The sequence below is a fragment of the Peribacillus sp. Bi134 genome (assembly GCF_918698065.1).
Lineage (GTDB): Bacteria > Bacillota > Bacilli > Bacillales > DSM-1321 > Peribacillus.
Genome location: NZ_CAKKLN010000016.1, coordinates 1 through 19,549 on the forward strand (window position 1 = coordinate 1; position 19,549 = coordinate 19,549).

Annotated in this window: 23 protein-coding genes and 1 rRNA gene; 23 read left to right on the top strand and 1 reads right to left on the bottom strand. The window is 40.6% G+C overall.

Annotation, left to right across the window (positions count from 1 at the left end; genetic code table 11):
• The first annotated feature begins 6 nt into the window (after window positions 1-6).
• The 12 genes from rrf to rsmI all read left to right on the top strand — a co-directional run bounded on the left by rrf (window position 7) and on the right by rsmI (window position 8,097).
• A 5S ribosomal RNA gene (rrf, locus tag LQ188_RS25250) occupies window positions 7-122 on the top strand.
• Between the two features lie 210 nt (window positions 123-332).
• On the top strand, window positions 333-551 hold the full coding sequence (locus LQ188_RS25255; protein WP_101225890.1) for a sigma factor G inhibitor Gin: 219 nt from the start codon (window positions 333-335) through the stop codon (window positions 549-551).
• A gap of 225 nt (window positions 552-776) precedes the next feature.
• Window positions 777-2,231 (top strand): aminotransferase class I/II-fold pyridoxal phosphate-dependent enzyme, encoded by a 1,455-nt coding sequence (locus tag LQ188_RS25260; RefSeq protein WP_230178753.1) that lies wholly within the window; start codon window positions 777-779, stop codon window positions 2,229-2,231.
• A 39-nt stretch (window positions 2,232-2,270) separates the two neighbouring features.
• Window positions 2,271-2,912, top strand: a complete 642-nt coding sequence (tmk, locus tag LQ188_RS25265) for a dTMP kinase (RefSeq protein WP_230178754.1) — start codon at window positions 2,271-2,273, stop codon at window positions 2,910-2,912.
• Between the two features lie 101 nt (window positions 2,913-3,013).
• Window positions 3,014-3,343: a cyclic-di-AMP receptor gene (locus tag LQ188_RS25270; RefSeq protein WP_034316369.1), complete on the top strand. Its 330-nt coding sequence runs from the start codon at window positions 3,014-3,016 to the stop codon at window positions 3,341-3,343.
• 24 nt (window positions 3,344-3,367) lie between these two features.
• A complete protein-coding gene (locus LQ188_RS25275; protein WP_230178755.1) occupies window positions 3,368-3,808 on the top strand; it encodes a YaaR family protein in 441 nt (146 codons plus the stop codon).
• A 14-nt stretch (window positions 3,809-3,822) separates the two neighbouring features.
• A complete protein-coding gene (holB, locus tag LQ188_RS25280; RefSeq protein WP_101225933.1) occupies window positions 3,823-4,821 on the top strand; it encodes a DNA polymerase III subunit delta' in 999 nt (332 codons plus the stop codon).
• A 1-nt stretch (window position 4,822) separates the two neighbouring features.
• Window positions 4,823-5,653, top strand: a complete 831-nt coding sequence (locus tag LQ188_RS25285) for a stage 0 sporulation family protein (RefSeq protein WP_101225894.1) — start codon at window positions 4,823-4,825, stop codon at window positions 5,651-5,653.
• A gap of 14 nt (window positions 5,654-5,667) precedes the next feature.
• Window positions 5,668-6,042 carry a DNA replication initiation control protein YabA gene (gene yabA / locus LQ188_RS25290; RefSeq protein ID WP_101225895.1) on the top strand — a complete coding sequence of 125 codons (375 nt, stop codon included), beginning with the start codon at window positions 5,668-5,670 and terminating at the stop codon, window positions 6,040-6,042.
• Between the two features lie 178 nt (window positions 6,043-6,220).
• Window positions 6,221-6,964 (top strand): tRNA1(Val) (adenine(37)-N6)-methyltransferase, encoded by a 744-nt coding sequence (locus LQ188_RS25295; protein WP_101225896.1) that lies wholly within the window; start codon window positions 6,221-6,223, stop codon window positions 6,962-6,964.
• Window positions 6,951-7,211 carry a GIY-YIG nuclease family protein gene (locus LQ188_RS25300; RefSeq protein WP_101225897.1) on the top strand — a complete coding sequence of 87 codons (261 nt, stop codon included), beginning with the start codon at window positions 6,951-6,953 and terminating at the stop codon, window positions 7,209-7,211. Before LQ188_RS25295 ends, LQ188_RS25300 begins: the two co-directional genes overlap by 14 nt.
• A 1-nt stretch (window position 7,212) precedes the next feature.
• Complete coding sequence (gene rsmI / locus LQ188_RS25305) at window positions 7,213-8,097, top strand: 16S rRNA (cytidine(1402)-2'-O)-methyltransferase (RefSeq protein ID WP_101225898.1); 885 nt, start codon at window positions 7,213-7,215, stop codon at window positions 8,095-8,097.
• Between the two features lie 46 nt (window positions 8,098-8,143).
• On the opposite strand, the gene LQ188_RS25310 is transcribed toward rsmI, so the two are convergent.
• Window positions 8,144-8,434, bottom strand: a complete 291-nt coding sequence (locus tag LQ188_RS25310; protein WP_170971504.1) for an AbrB/MazE/SpoVT family DNA-binding domain-containing protein — start codon at window positions 8,432-8,434, stop codon at window positions 8,144-8,146.
• 603 nt (window positions 8,435-9,037) lie between these two features.
• Between LQ188_RS25310 and metG the strand changes: the two genes are divergently transcribed.
• From metG to LQ188_RS25365, 11 genes are all read left to right on the top strand, one after another.
• Window positions 9,038-10,999: a methionine--tRNA ligase gene (metG, locus tag LQ188_RS25315; protein ID WP_101225899.1), complete on the top strand. Its 1,962-nt coding sequence runs from the start codon at window positions 9,038-9,040 to the stop codon at window positions 10,997-10,999.
• 208 nt (window positions 11,000-11,207) lie between these two features.
• Window positions 11,208-11,975, top strand: a complete 768-nt coding sequence (locus LQ188_RS25320; protein WP_101225900.1) for a TatD family hydrolase — start codon at window positions 11,208-11,210, stop codon at window positions 11,973-11,975.
• A gap of 279 nt (window positions 11,976-12,254) precedes the next feature.
• Window positions 12,255-13,409, top strand: a complete 1,155-nt coding sequence (locus tag LQ188_RS25325; RefSeq protein WP_230178756.1) for a G5 and 3D domain-containing protein — start codon at window positions 12,255-12,257, stop codon at window positions 13,407-13,409.
• A 252-nt stretch (window positions 13,410-13,661) separates the two neighbouring features.
• Window positions 13,662-14,225 (top strand): ribonuclease M5, encoded by a 564-nt coding sequence (gene rnmV / locus LQ188_RS25330; RefSeq protein ID WP_101225902.1) that lies wholly within the window; start codon window positions 13,662-13,664, stop codon window positions 14,223-14,225.
• On the top strand, window positions 14,218-15,096 hold the full coding sequence (gene rsmA / locus LQ188_RS25335; protein ID WP_101225903.1) for a 16S rRNA (adenine(1518)-N(6)/adenine(1519)-N(6))-dimethyltransferase RsmA: 879 nt from the start codon (window positions 14,218-14,220) through the stop codon (window positions 15,094-15,096). The genes rnmV and rsmA overlap by 8 nt, the downstream gene beginning before the upstream one ends.
• A 202-nt stretch (window positions 15,097-15,298) precedes the next feature.
• Entirely contained in the window at window positions 15,299-16,177 is an 879-nt protein-coding gene (gene yabG / locus LQ188_RS25340; protein ID WP_101225904.1) for a sporulation peptidase YabG, read from the top strand.
• Between the two features lie 313 nt (window positions 16,178-16,490).
• Window positions 16,491-16,742, top strand: a complete 252-nt coding sequence (gene veg / locus LQ188_RS25345) for a biofilm formation stimulator Veg (RefSeq protein ID WP_061440325.1) — start codon at window positions 16,491-16,493, stop codon at window positions 16,740-16,742.
• A gap of 151 nt (window positions 16,743-16,893) precedes the next feature.
• Window positions 16,894-17,070 (top strand): small, acid-soluble spore protein, alpha/beta type, encoded by a 177-nt coding sequence (locus LQ188_RS25350; protein WP_101225905.1) that lies wholly within the window; start codon window positions 16,894-16,896, stop codon window positions 17,068-17,070.
• A 322-nt stretch (window positions 17,071-17,392) separates the two neighbouring features.
• Window positions 17,393-18,262, top strand: a complete 870-nt coding sequence (ispE, locus tag LQ188_RS25355; RefSeq protein ID WP_101225906.1) for a 4-(cytidine 5'-diphospho)-2-C-methyl-D-erythritol kinase — start codon at window positions 17,393-17,395, stop codon at window positions 18,260-18,262.
• Window positions 18,263-18,323: 61 nt separating this feature from the next.
• The gene (purR, locus tag LQ188_RS25360) at window positions 18,324-19,148 is read left to right on the top strand and encodes a pur operon repressor (protein WP_101225907.1); all 825 of its coding nucleotides are present in this window, start codon (window positions 18,324-18,326) and stop codon (window positions 19,146-19,148) included.
• Window positions 19,149-19,158: 10 nt separating this feature from the next.
• Window positions 19,159-19,536: a RidA family protein gene (locus LQ188_RS25365; RefSeq protein WP_202190662.1), complete on the top strand. Its 378-nt coding sequence runs from the start codon at window positions 19,159-19,161 to the stop codon at window positions 19,534-19,536.
• The last annotated feature ends 13 nt before the right edge of the window (window positions 19,537-19,549 follow it).

The following is a 19,549-nucleotide window of genomic DNA, read 5'->3' on the forward strand; positions in this document are numbered from 1 at the left end:
TATATGTTTGGTGGCGATAGCGAAGAGGTCACACCCGTTCCCATTCCGAACACGGCAGTTAAGCTCTTCAGCGCCGATGGTAGTTGGGGGTTTCCCCCTGTGAGAGTAGGACGCCGCCAAGCCATTTCAAAAGATCAGCCATCCGGCTGGTCTTTTTTTTGCATAATGCTAAGAAAAATCATTGGATATAAAGGGATTATCAATTATGGAAACTTTTATAAAGACATACACGTAATGAAATTCTTCATCATACATTGTAAAAAGCATCCCCGGTTCTCTTAAACTATTTAAATTAATGTATGCGAACAATGGTTTTTGGGGAGAATGCAGGTATGGAGGTGGAGATGTTGGGGACAACAACAACCAAAACAACGGCAGGGGAAACATGCGCGGTTTGTGAAGAAATAAAAGGGATGGGTATACATCTATATACGACTTTTATTTGCGAGGAATGCGAAAGGGATATGATCGGGACGGATACGAACGACCCCAAGTACCAATATTACTTAAAGAAATTAAGAAAAATCACTAATCCTGAAATATTATCATGAAAAAATAGTTTGTGGAAAGTTAAAGAGTCAGAGAAAAAAGAAATGGTGTGTTTCTTTAGTCTCTGATTCTTTTTTTGGTACTTTAGAAGAATGCTTGCCAACACGCTTCTAGCTGCAACCAGACTGTTCAGGGATACATAATCGCCTTCCTATTGTCGTAATATGAGATAAAATTGAACTTATTTGATAAAATGAAAAAATACTAAGACGTGAGGGAAGAGAAAAATGAATCAATCTCAGACACCATTGTTCGATGCAATGAGTGCATTTCAAAAAAAAAGCCCAATATCCCTGCATGTCCCAGGACATAAAAATGGATGGGTGTTTAGTAAAAAGGGCCAAGCTTTATATAACTCCCTGCTTGGTATTGATGCCACGGAGTTAAGCGGTTTAGATGACCTGCATGCTCCAGAGGGCGCCATTTTAAAGTCCGAGCAACTACTCGCTGACCTATATGGGGTAAAGCGGAGTTATTTTCTCGTTAATGGGTCAACCGTAGGCAACATTGCCATGATTCTTGCTACCTGCAGGGAAGGCGATAAGGTCCTTGTCCAAAGAAACTGCCATAAATCAATTTTACATGGATTGATGTTAGCGAATGTACAACCGATCTTTTTACAACCGGTTTATTATGAGAAATGGGGCATTGCTGGCGGTGTAAGTTCAAAACTAATTGAAGAAGCCTTGAGTGTACATCCAGATGTAAAAGCGATCATTGTTACCTATCCTAATTATTATGGTCTTGGTGAAGACTTGACGGAAATGGTAAGACTCGCACATCAAAAGGGGATTCCGGTGCTGGTGGACGAGGCACATGGCGCTCATTTTCAGTTAGGAAGCCCGTTTCCAAAGCCGGCCATATTGGCAGGGGCAGATGCAGTTGTCCATTCTGCGCATAAAACACTTCCGGCCATGACAATGGGGTCATTTCTTCATGTGAATTCATCCTTAGTTGATGTCGATCAAGTAGCCTTCTATTTACAAATGCTTCAGTCGAGCAGTCCATCTTACCCGATTATGGGATCGCTCGACTTGGCCAGGGCCTACTTAGCCGCTTTTACATCAGAAGATAAAAGTTCCCTTATTGAAAAGATATTAGATTTCAGAAGCGAATTAGGTGCCCTGAATACAGTAAGGGTGCTGGAGGCGCCACTAGGCATCGCGGCGGACCCGTTGAAAGTGGTCATTCAATCAACAAATGGTTTAAGCGGGTTTGAGTTACAGCAGCTATGTGAAGCCGAAGGCATTTTTACGGAATTGGCTGATCGTGATAATTTATTACTGATTTTACCCTTATTAAAAATGGATGCCGAATTTCCTTTTCATGAAATCGTTCAAACTATAAAAAGTGCCACTGAAGGCAGAATTGGATTCAAGGAAGAGAATCTTGGGGAAAGCTTGCCTGAACGAAGGTCAATGATAGGACTTGAAATGCCATACTCTGTCATGAAGCATAGTAAATCAAAACCTGTCGCATTACACAAAGCAGTGGGTGAGGTATCTGCCGAGATGGTCATTCCTTATCCACCAGGCATCCCTTTGATTATGTCCGGGGAAATGATTACTCCTGAACATATATCCATTTTGAGAAGCCTGCTAGAACTGGGATCAAGGTTTCATGGAGGTTCCTCCCTTTCAAACGGAGAATTGATCGTTTATGAAAGCGGGCAGACTGGTTAAAATGTTATACTACAAACAAAGAACCTTGGAGGTACATCGATGAAACGTGGTATTTTTATAACAATGGAAGGGCCTGAGGGTGCCGGGAAAACAACAATTACCCAAATGCTTGGCAAGGCTCTGCAACAAGAAGGCTACCAAGTACTATTAACGCGTGAGCCAGGTGGAGTACCCATTTCGGAACAAATTAGGGAAGTGATCCTTAATAAAGATAATACAGCCATGGACGCGAGAACAGAGGCTTTATTATACGCAGCAGCAAGGCGTCAGCATTTAGTGGAAGTGGTCATTCCTGAGTTGGAACGAGGGGGAATTGTCCTCTGTGACAGATTTATAGACAGCTCGTTAGCCTATCAGGGCCATGCAAGGGGTTTGGATATAGAAGAAGTTTACAATATCAATAAATTCGCAATTGGAGATATGATGCCAGATGCCACGCTCTTTTTTGATATCGACCCAGAAGAGGGATTAAGACGTATCCAGTCCAATGGGGAAAGGGAAGTGAACCGGCTGGATCTTGAAGCCCTCGACTTCCATAAAAAAGTTTGTGAGGGGTATCAATTCATTATAAATAGATGGAAAGACCGTTTCATCATCGTGGATGCAGGCCGGACAATAGATGAAGTACTTGAAGAAACGAAAGCCAGCTTGTTGGATTTTTTAGCAAAAACGGGAAACTGAATATATAGGTTTCCATATTATTCAACCAATACTATTCCAGGCAAGGACTAGTTGATATAATGGAGTTAGTAAAAATTCAGAGTAACCGGAGGATGATGAGAATGAAAATGATCATTGCTGTCGTTCAAGACAAGGATAGTCATCGCCTGCTGAATCAATTAGTGGAAAATAATTTCGGAACGACCAAGCTAGCCAGCACTGGCGGGTTTTTAAAATCAGGTAATACGACTTTTATGATTGGCACAGAGGATGAACGCGTTGACCAAGCCATTCAGATAATCAAACAGAATTGTCAGTCACGATCCCAATTAGTATCACCGGTTTCACCGATGGGCGGGAATGCCGAGTCCTATGTACCTTACCCAGTGGAGATTCAAGTAGGCGGTGCGACCATTTTTGTTCTGCCGGTTGAAAACTTTTTACAATTTTAACGGTTAGTTACAGGGAGGTTCATTATGAAAATCAACCATGATATCCCTATTAAGCTTGATAAATCGCGTCAGGATGCCAAACAGTTCCAAACTGGGAATGGAAGATTTCAACAAATGGTTCAGACACAGGATCAAAAGATGCAAATCCAAACATTAAACCGTTTGATAGGCGATATTGAAGGTGCGGGTCAGCGTTTAGTAAGGTCACGTACTTTTAGGGAATTGGCAAAATATAAAGCATTGGTGAAACGGTTTGTTAAAGAAGCGGTTGAATATGGACTGGAACTGAAACAATCTACGAGCTGGAACGAATATGGACAAAGCCGGCAGTTGAAAACCGTGGAAACGATAGATGCAAGATTAGTTGAGTTAAGCGAGGAAATTCTTAATAAAGAGAAAAGCTCGCTTGAAATATTGGAAATGATTGGCGAGATTAAAGGTTTGCTGATTAATTTATATACTTAAGTGAGTTGATGGTTTTGGATAAAACATGGCAGGACATGAGTGAAATTCAGCCGCAGGTAATGACGATGCTGCAAAATAGCATAACGAAGAACAGGGTGGCTCATGCGTATTTATTTGAAGGGGAAAAAGGGACAGGTAAGCAAGAGATAAGCATTGCCTTTGCCAAAAGCTTACTATGTGAAGCCCCGACAGCAGGTTATGAGCCATGCGAACTTTGTCGGAATTGCAAACGGATTTCAAGTGGGAATCATCCTGATGTCCATTTGATAGAAAAAGACGGTCTCTCAATAAAGAAAGAACAAATCAAGGGGCTGCAGGAAGAGTTTTCGAAAAAAAGCGTAGAGGCAGATCGAAAGGTTTATATGATTGCCGACGCGGACAAAATGTCGGTGGGGGCAGCCAACAGTCTATTGAAATTTTTAGAAGAACCTTCGGCTGATACTGTAGCAATATTGATGACCGAACAGCTTCAGAGGATTCTACCGACTATATTATCTAGGTGCCAAGTGATTTCATTCAAACCATTATCTCCGGAGAATGTGAGACGGAAGCTGATAGAACAGGAGTTAGAACCACAGCTGGCCTCGGTCATCGCACACATAACACAGAATCTGGAAGCTGGAATCGAGCTTAGCCATGATGAATGGTTTGTACAAGCTCAAAAAATAGTGGTAAAATTATATGAAGTGTTAAAAATCAATTCCTTGAAGGCATTGCTGTACCTTCAGACGGATTGGTCCACACACTTTAAAGAAAGAGAACAGGTTGACAGAGGTCTTGATTTGTTACTTCTTATATATAAGGATTTATTATACATTCAGTTGGACAAAAAGGACTTCGTTGTATTCCAAAATAAACTGAAGGAATTTGAAACTCACGCTCTTCATCTTTCCCCAAGACGCCTTGCTGAACATATGGGTTGCATTTTGGAAGCAAAAAGGAAGCTGATGTCCAACACGAATCCACAGCTGTTGATGGAACAGCTTGTGCTGAATTTGCAGGAGGGATCATGATTTGTATGATGTTGTAGGTGTCCGTTTTAAAAAGGCGGGCAAAATATACTACTTCGATCCGGGTGAATTCACTATTCCTAAGGACGATTTTGTAATAGTGGAGACTGTCCGCGGTGTTGAATTCGGTAGAGTCGTTACAGCCCGTAAACAAGTAGATGAAAACGATGTTGTCCTGCCATTGAAAAAAGTACTTCGGGTCGCTGATGCAAAAGATAAGCTGATTGTAGACGAGAACAAGGCGGCTGCAGAAGAGGCTTACTCTATATGTTGTCAAAAGGTTGTGGAGCATAAACTGGATATGAAGCTGGTTGATGTGTCATATACTTTCGACAGAAATAAAGTCGTGTTTTATTTTACAGCGGATGGTCGCGTGGATTTCCGTGATTTAGTCAAAGATTTAGCTGCCATATTCAGAACTCGCATAGAACTGCGCCAAATTGGGGTTAGGGATGAGGCAAAGATGCTTGGTGGCATCGGACCTTGTGGCAGAATGCTTTGTTGCTCCACATTTCTTGGGGATTTTGAACCGGTTTCCATCAAAATGGCGAAGGATCAGAATTTATCATTAAATCCTACAAAAATCTCAGGTTTATGCGGTCGATTGATGTGCTGTCTGAAATATGAAAATGATGAGTATGAAAGTGCGAAGGAAATGCTTCCTGATTTAGGTGAAATGATTAATACGCCTGGTGGCAAAGGCAAGGTAGTGGGGCTTAATATTCTAGAACGCGTACTTCAGATTGAACTAATCGAGCAAGAAAGAGTATTAGAGTATACTCTAGATGAGATTCTTAAAGAGGGAGCCGTTTCTATTCAAGCCACAGATTATTAAGGTGGTGGGAGAGCGTGGATAAGAAAGATATTTTTGAGTCGGTGACCAATATGGAAACCCAGATAGGCCAATTATATAAGCAGCTTGGAGAATTGAAGCAGAACTTAGCTGAAATCCTTGAGGAAAATCAGTCGATCAAGCTGGAGAACGAGCATTTGCGCCATCGGTTGGGCCTTGTGGAAGTCGAAACTGCTCCTGCTGCAGTAAAGGTCAAACAAAAAGTGAAAAACCGTACTGCAAGTGCGGACAAGGTTATGGATATCGGGGAAGGCTATGATAATTTAGCCCGTATCTATCAAGAAGGCTTTCACATTTGCAATCTGCATTTTGGCAGTTTAAGAAAAGAAGGAGATTGCTTGTTCTGTTTATCTTTTTTAAACAAGAAGTGATAATGGAATAATATAAAAGATGTTCCATCTCTTTTACGTGATAGATAGACCGTTTACAATATATAGTGATTCGGGGTCTGACGCATACTATGAGTCAGGCCCCTTTTTGTACGATATTTATGTCGAAGCATGTACCCTATACATGCTTTTTCCATACATGATTAGGAGGGTAACAGCAATGGTGGAACTTAAAGGAGATGAGCGCCTGGATTATCTATTGGCTGAGAAATTAAGGATCATCCAGAGCCCGTCGGTGTTCTCTTTTTCATTAGATGCCGTTTTATTATCAAGGTTCGTAAATGTCCCGATCCAAAAAGGGAAAATCGTAGATCTTTGCTCAGGGAATGGGGTCATACCTTTGCTGCTGAGTACAAGAACGAAAGGGCAAATTACCGGTGTTGAAATTCAAGAGCGGTTATATGATATGGCCCAGAGGAGCATGGACTATAATGGCGTATCCTCGCAGATCGAGATGATTCATGGGGATATAAAGGAAATACCAAAACAGATAGGGTATAGCAAATATGATGTAGTTACTTGCAATCCACCCTATTTCCCGACGCCATCTATCGAGGAAATTAACAAAAATGAGCATTTTGCAATTGCCCGACATGAATTAATGTGTAATCTAGAGGACGTCATGCGTGTTTCAAGTCAGTTGTTGCGTCAAGGTGGGAAAGCGGCATTCGTTCATAGACCTGGCCGTCTGATGGATATCCTCCATTTCATGAGGATGTACAGAATTGAACCGAAGCGACTGCAATTCGTTTATCCAAAGAGTTCAAAAGAAGCGAATACGATTCTTATTGAAGGGATAAAGGACGGCAACCCTGATTTGAAGATTCTTCCTCCGCTTGTTGTATATAATGATCAAAATGAGTATAATCCGGAAATCAGAAGGATTTTATATGGAGAGGAATAAGCATTATTTTTATGTTTTAAAATGCAGGGACGGAAGCTATTATGCTGGGTATACCAATAATTTGGACCGCAGGATTGATGCTCATAATCAAGGCAGGGGTGCAAAGTATACACGTGGCCGGACCCCGGTTGAACTGATTTATCATGAAATATTCGAAACACAGACATTGGCCATGCAGGCTGAATATAAATTCAAGCAATTAACCAGAAAACAAAAGCAAAAGTGGATGGCAAAGGAGGATACATGATATGTGGCAGCAAAAGAGTTTTGAAAAAGAAGGATTGGAGCCAGCTCTATATCTGGTTCCTACACCGATAGGAAACCTTGAGGATATGAGTTTCCGGGCTTTAAGAATCTTAAAGGAAGCGGATGTCATTGCTGCTGAGGACACGCGAAATACAAAGAAATTATGCAACTACTTTGAAATTTCAACACCTATCGTCAGTTACCATGAACATAATAAGGAATATAGCGGAAAGCAGATGCTTGAGAGGCTTCGGTCTGGAGAGGTCATTGCATTGGTAAGTGATGCGGGCTTGCCGACGATATCCGATCCGGGATATGAACTGGTCAAAGAAGCCATTGCCGAACAGTTTAAAGTCATCCCGTTGCCTGGGGCAAATGCTGCATTAACTGCATTGATCGCATCTGGACTGATTCCGCAGCCCTTTTACTTTTATGGCTTTCTACAGCGGGGAGCAAAAGAAAAAAAGCAGGAGCTGGAAAAATTAAAAAAATTGGAATCGACTTGGATCGTTTATGAATCGCCACATCGATTGAAAGATACATTGAAACATATGCATGAAATTTTAGGTGACCGTCGTATAGTATTATGCCGTGAATTGACCAAGAAATTTGAAGAGTTCATTCGAGGGACTGTGAGTGAAGCATTGACATGGGCGACGGAATCCGAAATTCGCGGAGAGTTCTGTTTAATAATAGAAGGAGGGCAATGGTCGGAGGAGGAACCTGAAGAAGCTTGGTGGATGGTCCTTGACATCGTCGGTCATGTTAATCATTATATGGAAACCAAGCAATTCACTTCAAAGGACGCAATCAAGCAGGTCGCAAAAGATCGAAATATGCAAAAACGGGATGTATATCAAGCGTATCATATTGATATACAAGAATAATAAACATAAAAAAACTTCCGAAGGTCGGAAGTTTTTTTTATATCATTTATTTAGAAGCAGTGAAGTTTTGTTGAATTTCTTGAATAAGTAATTCTGCACCTTCACGGCTAAGGATCAATTTACCATTAGCAAGTGTAAGGTTGTTATCGGAAACTTCACCTGTAACTTGGCAAGTCATGTTTGGTTTGTATTTTTTCAAGATGATGCGCTCATCATCAACATAGATTTCAAGAGCGTCTTTCTCAGCGATACCCAATGTACGACGAAGTTCGATTGGAATAACCACCCGGCCTAACTCATCAACTTTACGAACAATACCTGTAGATTTCATTTTTATAATTTCTCCTCTCAGTTACAATCTAGTACCCTATTTTCTATTTTTTTCGCCATTATTCGACAAATTTTTTTATAAATTTATAATACCAGCCATTCCCAAATTCGTCAATGATTTATTTTCATTTTTTTGTAAGAAATAGCATGGCTCATTTCGTGTAACAAAAAGGCTTTTAAAGAGAAAAAATCGGTTATGCCTTTAAAAGTAAAGAAATAGCTAGACTACAAGGAACCCCTCACTTCACCAGATTTCGACAAAGTGTGCATATAAAACATACTTCATCATTATATGTTTAATATAATTTAGTTTCAAAACAAAAGTTCTGAATTAAGGGTAATTTTCTGAAAAAATTTACGAATATGTGAGTTGTTGCACAAAAAAAGAAATTTAGGTATATTTTGTTGAGGTAAGAGGTAATGCTGTCATAAGGGTAGTCACGTCCAGATCACTTATTTTTAAATATAATTTTTTAATTCTATTAACACGATGATTAGATTAGTGATTATTGTCGCATATAGCGTTAAAATAGAGATAATAACTTAAATATATTCTTATGGCTTGGGTCAATCCTTTAGCCGGTTTTTCAAAAGATGAGGAGGGAACGTAGTGCAAGATAAATTAAAAACATTCTATATCACGACACCCATATATTATCCGAGTGGTAATTTACATATAGGGCACGCGTATACGACAGTTGCAGGGGATGCCATGGCCCGTTATAAAAGGATGCGTGGCTTCGATGTCATGTATTTAACAGGCACTGATGAACATGGTCAAAAAATCCAGCGTAAAGCGGCTGAGGAAGGAATCACTCCACAGCAATATGTAGATAATATCGTATCAGGGATTAAAGAGCTCTGGGAAAAGCTTGATATTTCATATGATGATTTCATCAGGACGACGGAAGATCGCCATAAAGAGGTTGTAGCCAAGATATTCAAAAGGCTATTGGACCAGGGTGATATATATTTGGACCAATATGAAGGGCTATATTGTACACCTTGCGAATCTTTCTTCACGGAACGTCAGGTGGAAGAAAGCAATGGAAACTGTCCTGATTGCGGCAGGCCTGTTGAGAAGGTGAAAGAGGAATCTTACTTCTTTAAGATGAGTAAATATGCGGATCGGTTACTGGAGTTTTATGAGGAAAATCCGGATTTCATTCAACCGGAATCCCGCAAAAATGAAATGATCAATAACTTCATCAAGCCTGGATTGGAAGATCTGGCCGTTTCACGTACTACTTTCGATTGGGGCATCAAGGTGCCGGGAGATCCAAAGCATGTTATTTATGTCTGGATAGATGCTTTGACCAATTATATAACGGCATTAGGGTACGGAACGGATAATGATTCTAAATACTTGAATTATTGGCCTGCCGATGTACATCTGGTCGGAAAGGAAATTGTGCGTTTCCATACGATCTATTGGCCGATCATGTTAATGGCTCTTGATGTGCCGCTTCCAAAGAAAGTCTTTGCCCACGGATGGCTTCTCATGAAAGATGGTAAAATGTCCAAATCAAAAGGAAATGTAGTGGATCCCGTTACATTGATTGATCGTTACGGTTTGGATTCTTTACGCTACTATTTATTGCGTGAAGTTCCATTTGGTTCCGATGGAGTATTTACACCGGAAGGGTTTGTTGAACGGATCAATTTTGACCTGGCAAATGATTTAGGGAATTTATTAAATCGAACAGTTGCAATGGTCAATAAGTATTTTGATGGTGTAATTCCAAATTACGATGGATCCAATGGTGAATTCGAAAAGGCTTTGCTTGAAATGAACCAAGAAACGGTAGGCAAGTATGAGGAAGCAATGGAAAACATGGAATTTTCAGTTGCACTAACATCCATTTGGCAATTAGTGAGCAGAACTAACAAATTCATCGATGAAACCCAGCCATGGACTCTTGCTAAAGATGAATCAAGGAAAGCGGACCTTGCTAGTGTCATGGTTCATTTGGCGGAATCATTACGCAGGACGGCAATCCTTTTGAAACCGTTCTTGACGCAAACACCGGAAAAAATCTTTGCTCAGCTTAGCATCAAAGATGATGTGTTGAAATCCTGGGACAGTTTAGCGGAGTTCGGTCAAATTCCTGCTGAAACAAAAGTTTTGAAGGGAGATCCGATCTTCCCTCGTTTGGATATGGAAGAGGAAGTTTTATATATTAAAGAACAAATGCAGGGCGATGCACCTAAGGCCGAGGAAAAAGTGGAAGTGGAGATTCCCGAGGTTGATGAAATCACTATTGATGACTTTACAAAAGTGGAGCTTCGTGTTGCTCAGGTCATGGAAGTTGAACCAGTAAAGAAGGCGGATAAGCTTCTTAAACTTCAGCTTGATTTGGGCTATGAGAAACGGCAAGTCGTTTCAGGCATTGCACAGCATTATAAACCCGAAGATTTAGTGGGCAAAAAGGTGATATGCGTAACGAATTTGAAACCTGTTAAACTTCGTGGCGAGCTATCGCAAGGAATGATTTTGGCGGGAAGCCAAGATGGTGTACTCTCAGTCGCTACAATAGATTCATCGATTCCAAATGGTTCAAAGGTGAAATAAACCGATGAAAACATAAAGGTGTTTCATATGAAACATTTTTATGTTTTTTTCTTTATGCTTTTGGAAAAAGTACTTTTATACAGGTTTTGTTTTTAGTGCTGGATTATTAGTTGGGCATATAAGGTCCTTTGTAATCTGTTTGTTACCTAAATGTGAAACATAAAACTTTCATTTTTTTATAAAATAGTGCTAGAAAGGAAGAAAAATAATGTTATTTGATACACATGTACATGTTAATGCGGAACAATTCAACGAGGATCTCGAAGAAGTAATAGAAAGAGCTAAGGAAGCAGGAGTCAATAATATGGTTGTCGTTGGTTTTGACCGGCCTACTATTATAAGGGCAATGGAATTGATAGAAGCTTATGATTTCATGTATGCCGCAGTCGGCTGGCATCCTGTCGATGCTATAGATATGACAGAAGAGGACTTACAATGGATCGAGGAATTATCCAACCATCCAAAGGTTGTGGCCATTGGTGAGATGGGCCTGGATTATCATTGGGATAAATCACCGAAAGATGTTCAAATGGAGGTATTCAGGAAGCAAATCCGTCTGGCAAAAAAGGTTGGGCTGCCCATTATCATCCATAATCGGGAAGCGACCGCGGATATCGTGAACATACTCAAGGAAGAAGAGGCATCAAGGGTTGGAGGCATCATGCATTGCTTTAGCGGAAGTGCGGAAACGGCTTTGGAATGCATTAATATGAATTTTTATATTTCATTGGGTGGCCCTGTAACCTTCAAGAATGCAAAAAAACCAAAGGAAGTGGCAGCGGCCGTACCTTTAGACCGTTTACTGATAGAGACCGATTGTCCATATTTGGCTCCCCATCCTTATAGGGGGAAGCGTAATGAACCTTCGTATGTGAAGCTTGTTGCTGAACAAATTGCAGAAATCAAACAACTTACAATCGAGGAAGTTTCCCAGGCGACAACAGAAAATGCCAAAAAATTATTCGGCATTAACTGACATTTTATTTTACAATATCTCCCGGGGTTCGCTAGCTAAAATCGTATTATTTTAAAGTTTCTACAAATCTCGCTCCAACTATAGGCTTATTATGTCGAGAAGTCACCCTTTCCTTTTCAATATGGAATATGCATAATAGGTAGTAATTTCCTGAATGAGAAGTGAATGGGTTGACAGCTTGATAACTAAGTCTATATAATCACCGGGAGGAAGGAGGAGTTTTTCATTCTATTAAAAACTATGAAAAACCTTATTCCCAAACCTTTTGGGAAGAAGAGAATGGCAATTGCCATTTGCAGTGCTATTCTTGTTTCTACAGCATTGGGAATACTAATATATCAAGGTACAAAGGATACAGTAACAATCATGCTAGACGGAAAAAAAGAGGTAGTGCGTACACACGCGGCTACTGTAAATGATATGTTGGAAGATTTAGAGATTACCGTTCAAGCCGCAGACTATGTCCATCCATCAAGAGCCACGAAGGTTGATGATGATTTAGAGGTGGTTTGGAAGCCTGCACAAAAAATCGTCATGGTACAGGATGGTAAGACGGAGGAAGTCTGGTCCACTGCCGAAACGGTAGAAGATCTTTTAAAGGATCAAGATCTTAGTGTGAAGGAACAGGATAAGATCACCCCTTCAAAAAATACGAAGCTGAAAGCGAATATGGAAGTTGCCATAGACAAAGCCTTTTCACTGAAATTAGTGGTAGGTGGAAACGAAAAGCAGGTATGGTCAACTTCGACTACTGTCGCTGACTTTTTAAAGCAACAAGGAGTAAAACTCAATGATTTGGATCGAGTTGAGCCAGAATTAACCGAAAAAGTTGAAGCTGAGAATACGGTAAACGTAGTTCGAATTGAAAAAGTCACCGATGTAGTGGAAGAACCAGTTGACTTTGCTGTCATAACAAAAAAAGATGACTCTTTATCAAAAGGGAAAGAGAAAATTGTCAAAGAAGGAAAAGACGGACTCATTTCCAAGAAATATGAAGTTGTTAAGGAAAATGGCAAAGAGGTCAAAAGAGAATTACTTTCAGAAAGAGTAGTTAATAAAAAGCAGGATAAAGTTGTAACGGTCGGAACTCGAACGACAGTTGCCCAGGCATCACGCGGAGTAACTAACGTTAGTTCTTCAAGTGGAAAAGAAATATACGTATCATCAACAGCTTATACTGCCAGTTGTAAGGGCTGTTCCGGTGTCACGTCTACAGGCGTAGATCTTAAGAGTAATCCGGGTGCAAAGATCATTGCTGTCGATCCAAGCGTGATTCCTTTGGGGTCGAAAGTATATGTAGATGGATACGGCTATGCTGTAGCTGCTGACAAAGGCGGGGCAATAAAGGGAAATAGGATTGATGTCTTCTTTTCCTCGAAAAATGATGCCTATCGTTGGGGTGTAAAGAGAGTAAAGGTTCGTGTATTGGACTAATAAGGTTTCTCTCGCAGGAGATGAATTCGTCTCCTGTTTTTTGCGTTTTATTTTCCACTTGTTGAAAAACCCTATGTAAAACTGTTTTAATAAGATAGACGTCTCACTATTCCATAAGATTTCAATTTATGTGTGTAAACTTTCATAAATGATCTTGACTGGATTCTCTATCCAGAAAAATTTTACGGGGGACCGGTTACGTTTATCCAAGAGCTAATCAAAGCGCTTGCGCTTTTCTGTATGGAGGAAACCATGAAGAAGATTAAAGAGATTATTGTTGTAGAAGGAAAAGACGATACGGTAGCGATAAAAAGGGCTGTTAATGCTGATACAATAGAAACCAATGGTTCCGCGGTGAATGAGTCCTGTATCGAGCAGGTGAGGCTTGCACAAAAGACGCGTGGAGCCATCATTTTCACGGACCCTGATTTTCCTGGTCAAAAAATCAGGAACATCATTTCAGAACAAGTAAAAGGCTGTAAACACGCCTTTTTAACGAAGGAGGAAGCCCTTCCTAAGTCAGGTAGAGGAATTGGTGTGGAACATGCTTCTCCTGAGGCGATTCGTAATGCTTTAAAGGATGCCCAGTTAATGGATGAAGAGGCTTCAGAAGAGATTTCACAGCAGGATTTAATAGATGCAGGTTTAATCGGCGGGGCCGGTGCCAAGGAACGAAGGGAAAAACTTGGATCTATTTTAAAAATCGGGTTTACCAATGGTAAACAGTTATATAAGAGACTAAAAATGTTCCAAATATCAACTGATGCTTTTGAGAAAGCGATGGTACAGATAATTCAGGAGGAAAATAATGAATAAGGATATTGCAACCCCTGTCAGAACGAAAGAAATATTAAAGAAATACGGATTCTCCTTTAAAAAGAGCTTAGGACAAAACTTTTTAATCGATACGAATATCTTGAAACGTATTGTCGAACATGCCAATTTGACAGAGGAAAGCGGCGCCATCGAAATTGGGCCGGGAATCGGGGCATTGACGGAACAACTAGCGAAAAGCAGCAAAAAGGTTGCGGCCTTTGAGATAGATCAGCGTCTACTGCCCATCTTATCGGATACACTGTCTCCCTATAACAATGTAAACATCATTCACGGGGATGTTCTCAAGGCAGATGTCAAGAAGGTAATCGAGGAAGAATTCGCTGGCTTCTCGGACCTGATGGTTGTTGCAAATCTGCCATACTATGTCACGACGCCGATCATTTTAAAGCTATTGTCCGAGGACCTGCCCATTAGAGGCATCGTGTGCATGCTGCAAAAGGAAGTGGCTGATCGAATTGCCGCAAAACCTGGGACAAAGGAATATGGTTCTTTATCCATTGCGATTCAATATTATACCGAAGCCGAAACAGTGATGATCGTACCCAAAACGGTATTCATGCCTCAGCCTAATGTTGATTCAGCCGTAATCCGCCTTACCTTGCGCGATAAGCCAATCGTTGAGGTCCTGGATGAGGATTTCTTCTTCACTGTGACCCGGGCGAGCTTTGCACAGCGCCGGAAAACGATATTAAATAACCTAATCAGTCAGCTGCCGGATGGTAAGTCGAAAAAAGAGCTCATACTTGCCGCTCTCGAAGCCGCAGAAGTTGATCCTTCCAGACGAGGAGAAACACTGAGCATCAAAGAATTTGGCCGCTTAAGTGATGCGTTATTGCCGAATTTCAAATAAAGATAATGTGAAAGATTAAAGTCGGAATGGGGTCACTCCCAGCTTCCGGCTTTTTTTATTTTGATATTGGCATACCATGATGGAACCGTACCAAAAAATGTAATCAATCCCAACCTTTCACCATTCAAGAATGGTTCGCATAACTTAAGAATGAAAATAAACTAGGGCGGGCTGAAAATAAGTCTTCTCATGGGGTGAGGCCATGAATATTCAAATAAACGATATTGTCGGTCGGGTTTCTTATAAATGCGATGTGTTGTTCCGGGTAATCGATATCCGTGATATTGACGGAAGGCGTGAAGCTATTCTTTATGGGGAAGATATCCGACTGATTGCAGATGCACCTTTTCAAGATTTAATGATCATTAATGATAATGAAAGAAATGATCGACAAAAATCGAATGAGGTACTTCAAGAACAATCTTACCGATTATTAACACAAGATCTAGAGCTGCAACAACAAAAAAATGGCTATCAATCGAGTAATGGCTATCGGTATAGCGGTGAATATTTTCAGATACCAGGGAGGGTCCTCCATGTTGATGGGGATGCGTCTTACTTAAGGAAATGCATGGAACTATATCAGAAATTCAGTATTCCGGTCAATGGCATCTATTGCAATGAAAAGGAAATGCCCCAAAGAATCGGGGGGTTGTTGGACCATTATCGGCCGGACATTCTTGTTGTCACCGGTCATGATGCCTATTCAAAATCAAAAGGACCGATGTCCGATATCAATGCCTACCGTCACTCAAAGGATTTTGTACAGACAGTTAGAGAAGCACGAAGGAGGGTTTCCCATTTAGACCAACTGATTATATTTGCCGGGGCTTGTCAATCGCATTTTGAATCATTAATCCAAGCGGGGGCTAATTTTGCAAGTTCTCCCTCCCGTGTTAATATACATGCTCTTGATCCGGTATATATCGTCGGAAAGATAAGCTTTACACCTTTTTCCGATCATATTCATGTTTGGGATGTCCTTCGGAATACATTAACGGGAGAGAAGGGGTTGGGGGGAATTGAGACTAAAGGGGTGTTACGGACCGGGTTGCCTTTCAAGCCATTTCAGGAAGAATGAACGAGCTGCATTTTAAAAGAATGCAGCTTGCTTTTGGTGGGGAAGAATTCGGATATCCTCACAAAAAAACGGTTTTTTTGTTTGGTAATGTCACTAAGTAATGATTTAACTACGAAAATTCGGTTTAATAATTAATGAAATAGTTCGTTTACATAATTTTTCATTTCCCAGGATATAATAAAATTGTTCGCGATTTTGCCGGATTTCAGATAAAAATATATTGACTACATTTTTAAGTGCTGATATAATTTATTATTTTGTTTGCGTATATTTGTGAATTGTGATATACTTAACTTAGTGAGGTGGACCGAAAATGCCAAAAACTCTAGCTGATATTAAAACTGCACTTGATTCAAACCTAGGTAAAAGATTGCTCTTAAAAGCAAACGGTGGAAGAAGAAAGACTGTAGAACGATTTGGAACTTTGGCGGAAACTTATCCGGCTGTTTTTGTAATTGAGCTCGACCAAGATGAAAATGCGTTTGAAAGAGTATCTTACAGCTATGCGGATGTTTTAACGGAAACCGTAGAACTAACATTTTTAAACAAACAACAAGAGATTTAACTTAGACGAGGCAGCGAACAACTATGTTTGCTGCTTTTTGTTTTGTATAAAATATCCTGTGAGCCCCAATAAAGGCTTAAAAAGGATGTAATGAAATAGCTTATGATGCAAACACTAGGCATGTGACGGCATGTGAAAGGGGTTGCTTCGCTTGAGCAGGAAAAAAGGGATTATGTCAAATGGTCTTAAAGAGGAATTGGCTAAAGAACTTGGATTTTACGATGTTGTCCAGAAAGAAGGCTGGGGAGGAATCCGGGCCAGGGACGCAGGTAACATGGTAAAACTTGCTATCGAAAAAGCACAACGTCAATTGGTGAACAAGGAGTAAGATAAACACTTAATTGTATCATGCCGTCATGTTGAAAGTAGCCAGACTTCTTATGCGATGTATAGCTCTATTCATTTTTGCTTACATTGTAGTTAAGGAGTCTGGTTTTTTTATGTATCGGTAATTGCTATTTGGATTTGTAGCAAGTCTTTTGGGATTCAGGAAGTGGCTGCTCTCCCATGTGCCTACATGTGTCTATTCCCCTCTAAAGGCCAATCTTAGCTTCATTACATTGAAATTACGATGAAAAAACCTTTAGAATATAAACAAATATGATAGAATAGGACAAGAACTTTTAAGAACGTTAAAGTAGGTGGACATATTGAAGCTTATGGAAAAAGCCCCGGCTAAGATTAATTTGGCTTTGGATGTGCTTTTCAAACGGCCTGATGGGTATCATGAGGTGGAAATGATCATGACGACAGTCGACCTTGCCGATAGAATTGAACTAAAGGAAATAAAGGGGAATCATATCCAAATTCTATCCCATAATCGATTTGTTCCGGATGATCATCGGAATTTAGCTTATCAAGCCGCATTTATTCTAAAGGAACGTTTTGGAATCAATAAAGGTGTTTCTATAACTATAGAGAAAAATATACCTGTAGCCGCAGGGCTTGCTGGTGGAAGCAGTGATGCCGCAGCTACATTGAGGGGCTTAAATAGACTGTGGAAGCTAGGTCTTTCCATGGATGAACTTGCGGAAATAGGAGCTGAAATTGGCTCCGATGTTTCATTTTGTGTATACGGAGGTACGGCGTTGGCCAGAGGGCGCGGGGAAAAAATCACGCATCTTCCTGCACCGCCAAAATGCTGGGTCATCTTGGCCAAACCGACGATTGGCGTTTCGACAGCGGATATATATAAAAGGCTCCAAACTTCAAAAATGGAGCATCCGGATGTACCTGGAATGATTACGGCTATTATGGAAAACAATTATCACGATGTATGCGAGGGATTGGGCAATGTTCTGGAACAGGTGACATTGCAGTTATACCCAGAGGTTGCGAACATTAAAGATCAAATGAAGACATTTGGAGCAGATTCGGTCTTGATGAGCGGAAGTGGTCCGACCGTTTTTGGTTTGGTGGAACATGATTCGCGCATGCAAAGAATTTATAATGGACTTCGCGGATTTTGTGATCAAGTCTATGCAGTCCGTTTACTGGGTGATCGAAACAATCTTGAATAGAAACGTACATTAGTGGTATAGTTGCTATATAATATTCGGAATTCACAAAGGGGGTGTCTCAATGAAATTTCGTCGCAGCGAGAGGCTAGTCGATATGACCAATTATTTATTAGAACATCCGGGGGAACTTGTTTCGCTGACTTATTTTGCTGAAAGGTATAGTTCGGCAAAATCCTCTATCAGTGAAGATTTGACGATCATCAAAGATACCTTTGAACAACGCGGGATAGGATCTTTAACAACCGTTCCAGGTGCGGCCGGTGGAGTGAAATATATTGTTTCCATCAAGGAAGAAGAAGCCAATGCCTTCATTGACGGATTATGCGATACGATTGCTAGTCCCGAAAGGTTGCTTCCTGGCGGTTATCTATATATGACAGACATATTAGGACATCCGCAAACCGTGAATAAGGTTGGAAGGATAATCGCCTCAATGTATGCCAAGAAAAATGTCTCAGTCATCATGACAATGGCAACCAAAGGGATATCATTAGCATACGCCGTGGCAAATTATTTGAATGTTCCAGTTGTCATTGTAAGAAGGAATAACAAAGTAACGGAAGGTTCTACAGTGAGCATCAATTATGTTTCAGGCTCTTCAAAGAGGATTCAGACTATGGTACTCTCTAAGAGAAGCTTGGTTGAGGGTTCGAATGTATTAATTGTAGACGATTTCATGAAGGCTGGGGGTACCATCAACGGTATGGTCAGTCTATTGGATGAATTCAAGGCAACAGTTGCCGGAATTGCGGTGCTGGTCGAATCCGAACATACGGAGGAGTGTCTTGTCGAGGACTATGTTTCATTAATCAAGTTGACGCAGGTAGTTGAAAGAGACAAGAAAATCAATGTCAGCCGAGGGAATTATTTTACGAAAAAGGAATAGGGGGAATCATATCATGAAAACGATACATACGGATGAAGCACCGGCAGCGATCGGACCATATTCACAAGGCGTGATCGTGGATAAGTTATTTTTCAGTTCAGGACAGATCCCACTTACTGCTTCTGGTGAGATGGTGACAGGGGATGTCAAGGAACAAACGCACCAGGTCTTTAAGAATCTCCAAGCTGTATTGAAAGAAGCTGGGGCTTCATTGGAAACTGTCATTAAGGCTACAGTATTCATTAAAAGTATGGACGATTTCGGTTCGATTAATGAAGTATACGGAGAATATTTTTCTGCTCACAAACCTGCTCGCTCTTGTGTAGAGGTTGCTCGGCTTCCGAAAGACGCACTAGTGGAAATAGAAGTAGTAGCGCTCGTTAAATAAACGGGCGTTTTTT

Excerpts from the sequence above, each read along its gene's own strand:
- LQ188_RS25300 (WP_101225897.1), top strand. The coding sequence starts at position 6,951 with ATGGAGAGGAATAAGCATTATTTTTATGTTTTAAAATGCAGGGACGGA.
- LQ188_RS25260 (WP_230178753.1), top strand. The coding sequence starts at position 777 with ATGAATCAATCTCAGACACCATTGTTCGATGCAATGAGTGCATTTCAA.
- veg (WP_061440325.1), top strand. The coding sequence starts at position 16,491 with ATGCCAAAAACTCTAGCTGATATTAAAACTGCACTTGATTCAAACCTA.
- rnmV (WP_101225902.1), top strand. The coding sequence starts at position 13,662 with ATGAAGAAGATTAAAGAGATTATTGTTGTAGAAGGAAAAGACGATACG.
- LQ188_RS25325 (WP_230178756.1), top strand. The coding sequence starts at position 12,255 with ATGGCAATTGCCATTTGCAGTGCTATTCTTGTTTCTACAGCATTGGGA.
- LQ188_RS25255 (WP_101225890.1), top strand. The coding sequence starts at position 333 with ATGGAGGTGGAGATGTTGGGGACAACAACAACCAAAACAACGGCAGGG.
- LQ188_RS25295 (WP_101225896.1), top strand. The coding sequence starts at position 6,221 with ATGGTGGAACTTAAAGGAGATGAGCGCCTGGATTATCTATTGGCTGAG.
- rsmA (WP_101225903.1), top strand. The coding sequence starts at position 14,218 with ATGAATAAGGATATTGCAACCCCTGTCAGAACGAAAGAAATATTAAAG.
- yabG (WP_101225904.1), top strand. The coding sequence starts at position 15,299 with ATGAATATTCAAATAAACGATATTGTCGGTCGGGTTTCTTATAAATGC.
- LQ188_RS25320 (WP_101225900.1), top strand. The coding sequence starts at position 11,208 with ATGTTATTTGATACACATGTACATGTTAATGCGGAACAATTCAACGAG.
- tmk (WP_230178754.1), top strand. The coding sequence starts at position 2,271 with ATGAAACGTGGTATTTTTATAACAATGGAAGGGCCTGAGGGTGCCGGG.
- LQ188_RS25275 (WP_230178755.1), top strand. The coding sequence starts at position 3,368 with ATGAAAATCAACCATGATATCCCTATTAAGCTTGATAAATCGCGTCAG.
- purR (WP_101225907.1), top strand. The coding sequence starts at position 18,324 with ATGAAATTTCGTCGCAGCGAGAGGCTAGTCGATATGACCAATTATTTA.
- rsmI (WP_101225898.1), top strand. The coding sequence starts at position 7,213 with ATGTGGCAGCAAAAGAGTTTTGAAAAAGAAGGATTGGAGCCAGCTCTA.
- LQ188_RS25270 (WP_034316369.1), top strand. The coding sequence starts at position 3,014 with ATGAAAATGATCATTGCTGTCGTTCAAGACAAGGATAGTCATCGCCTG.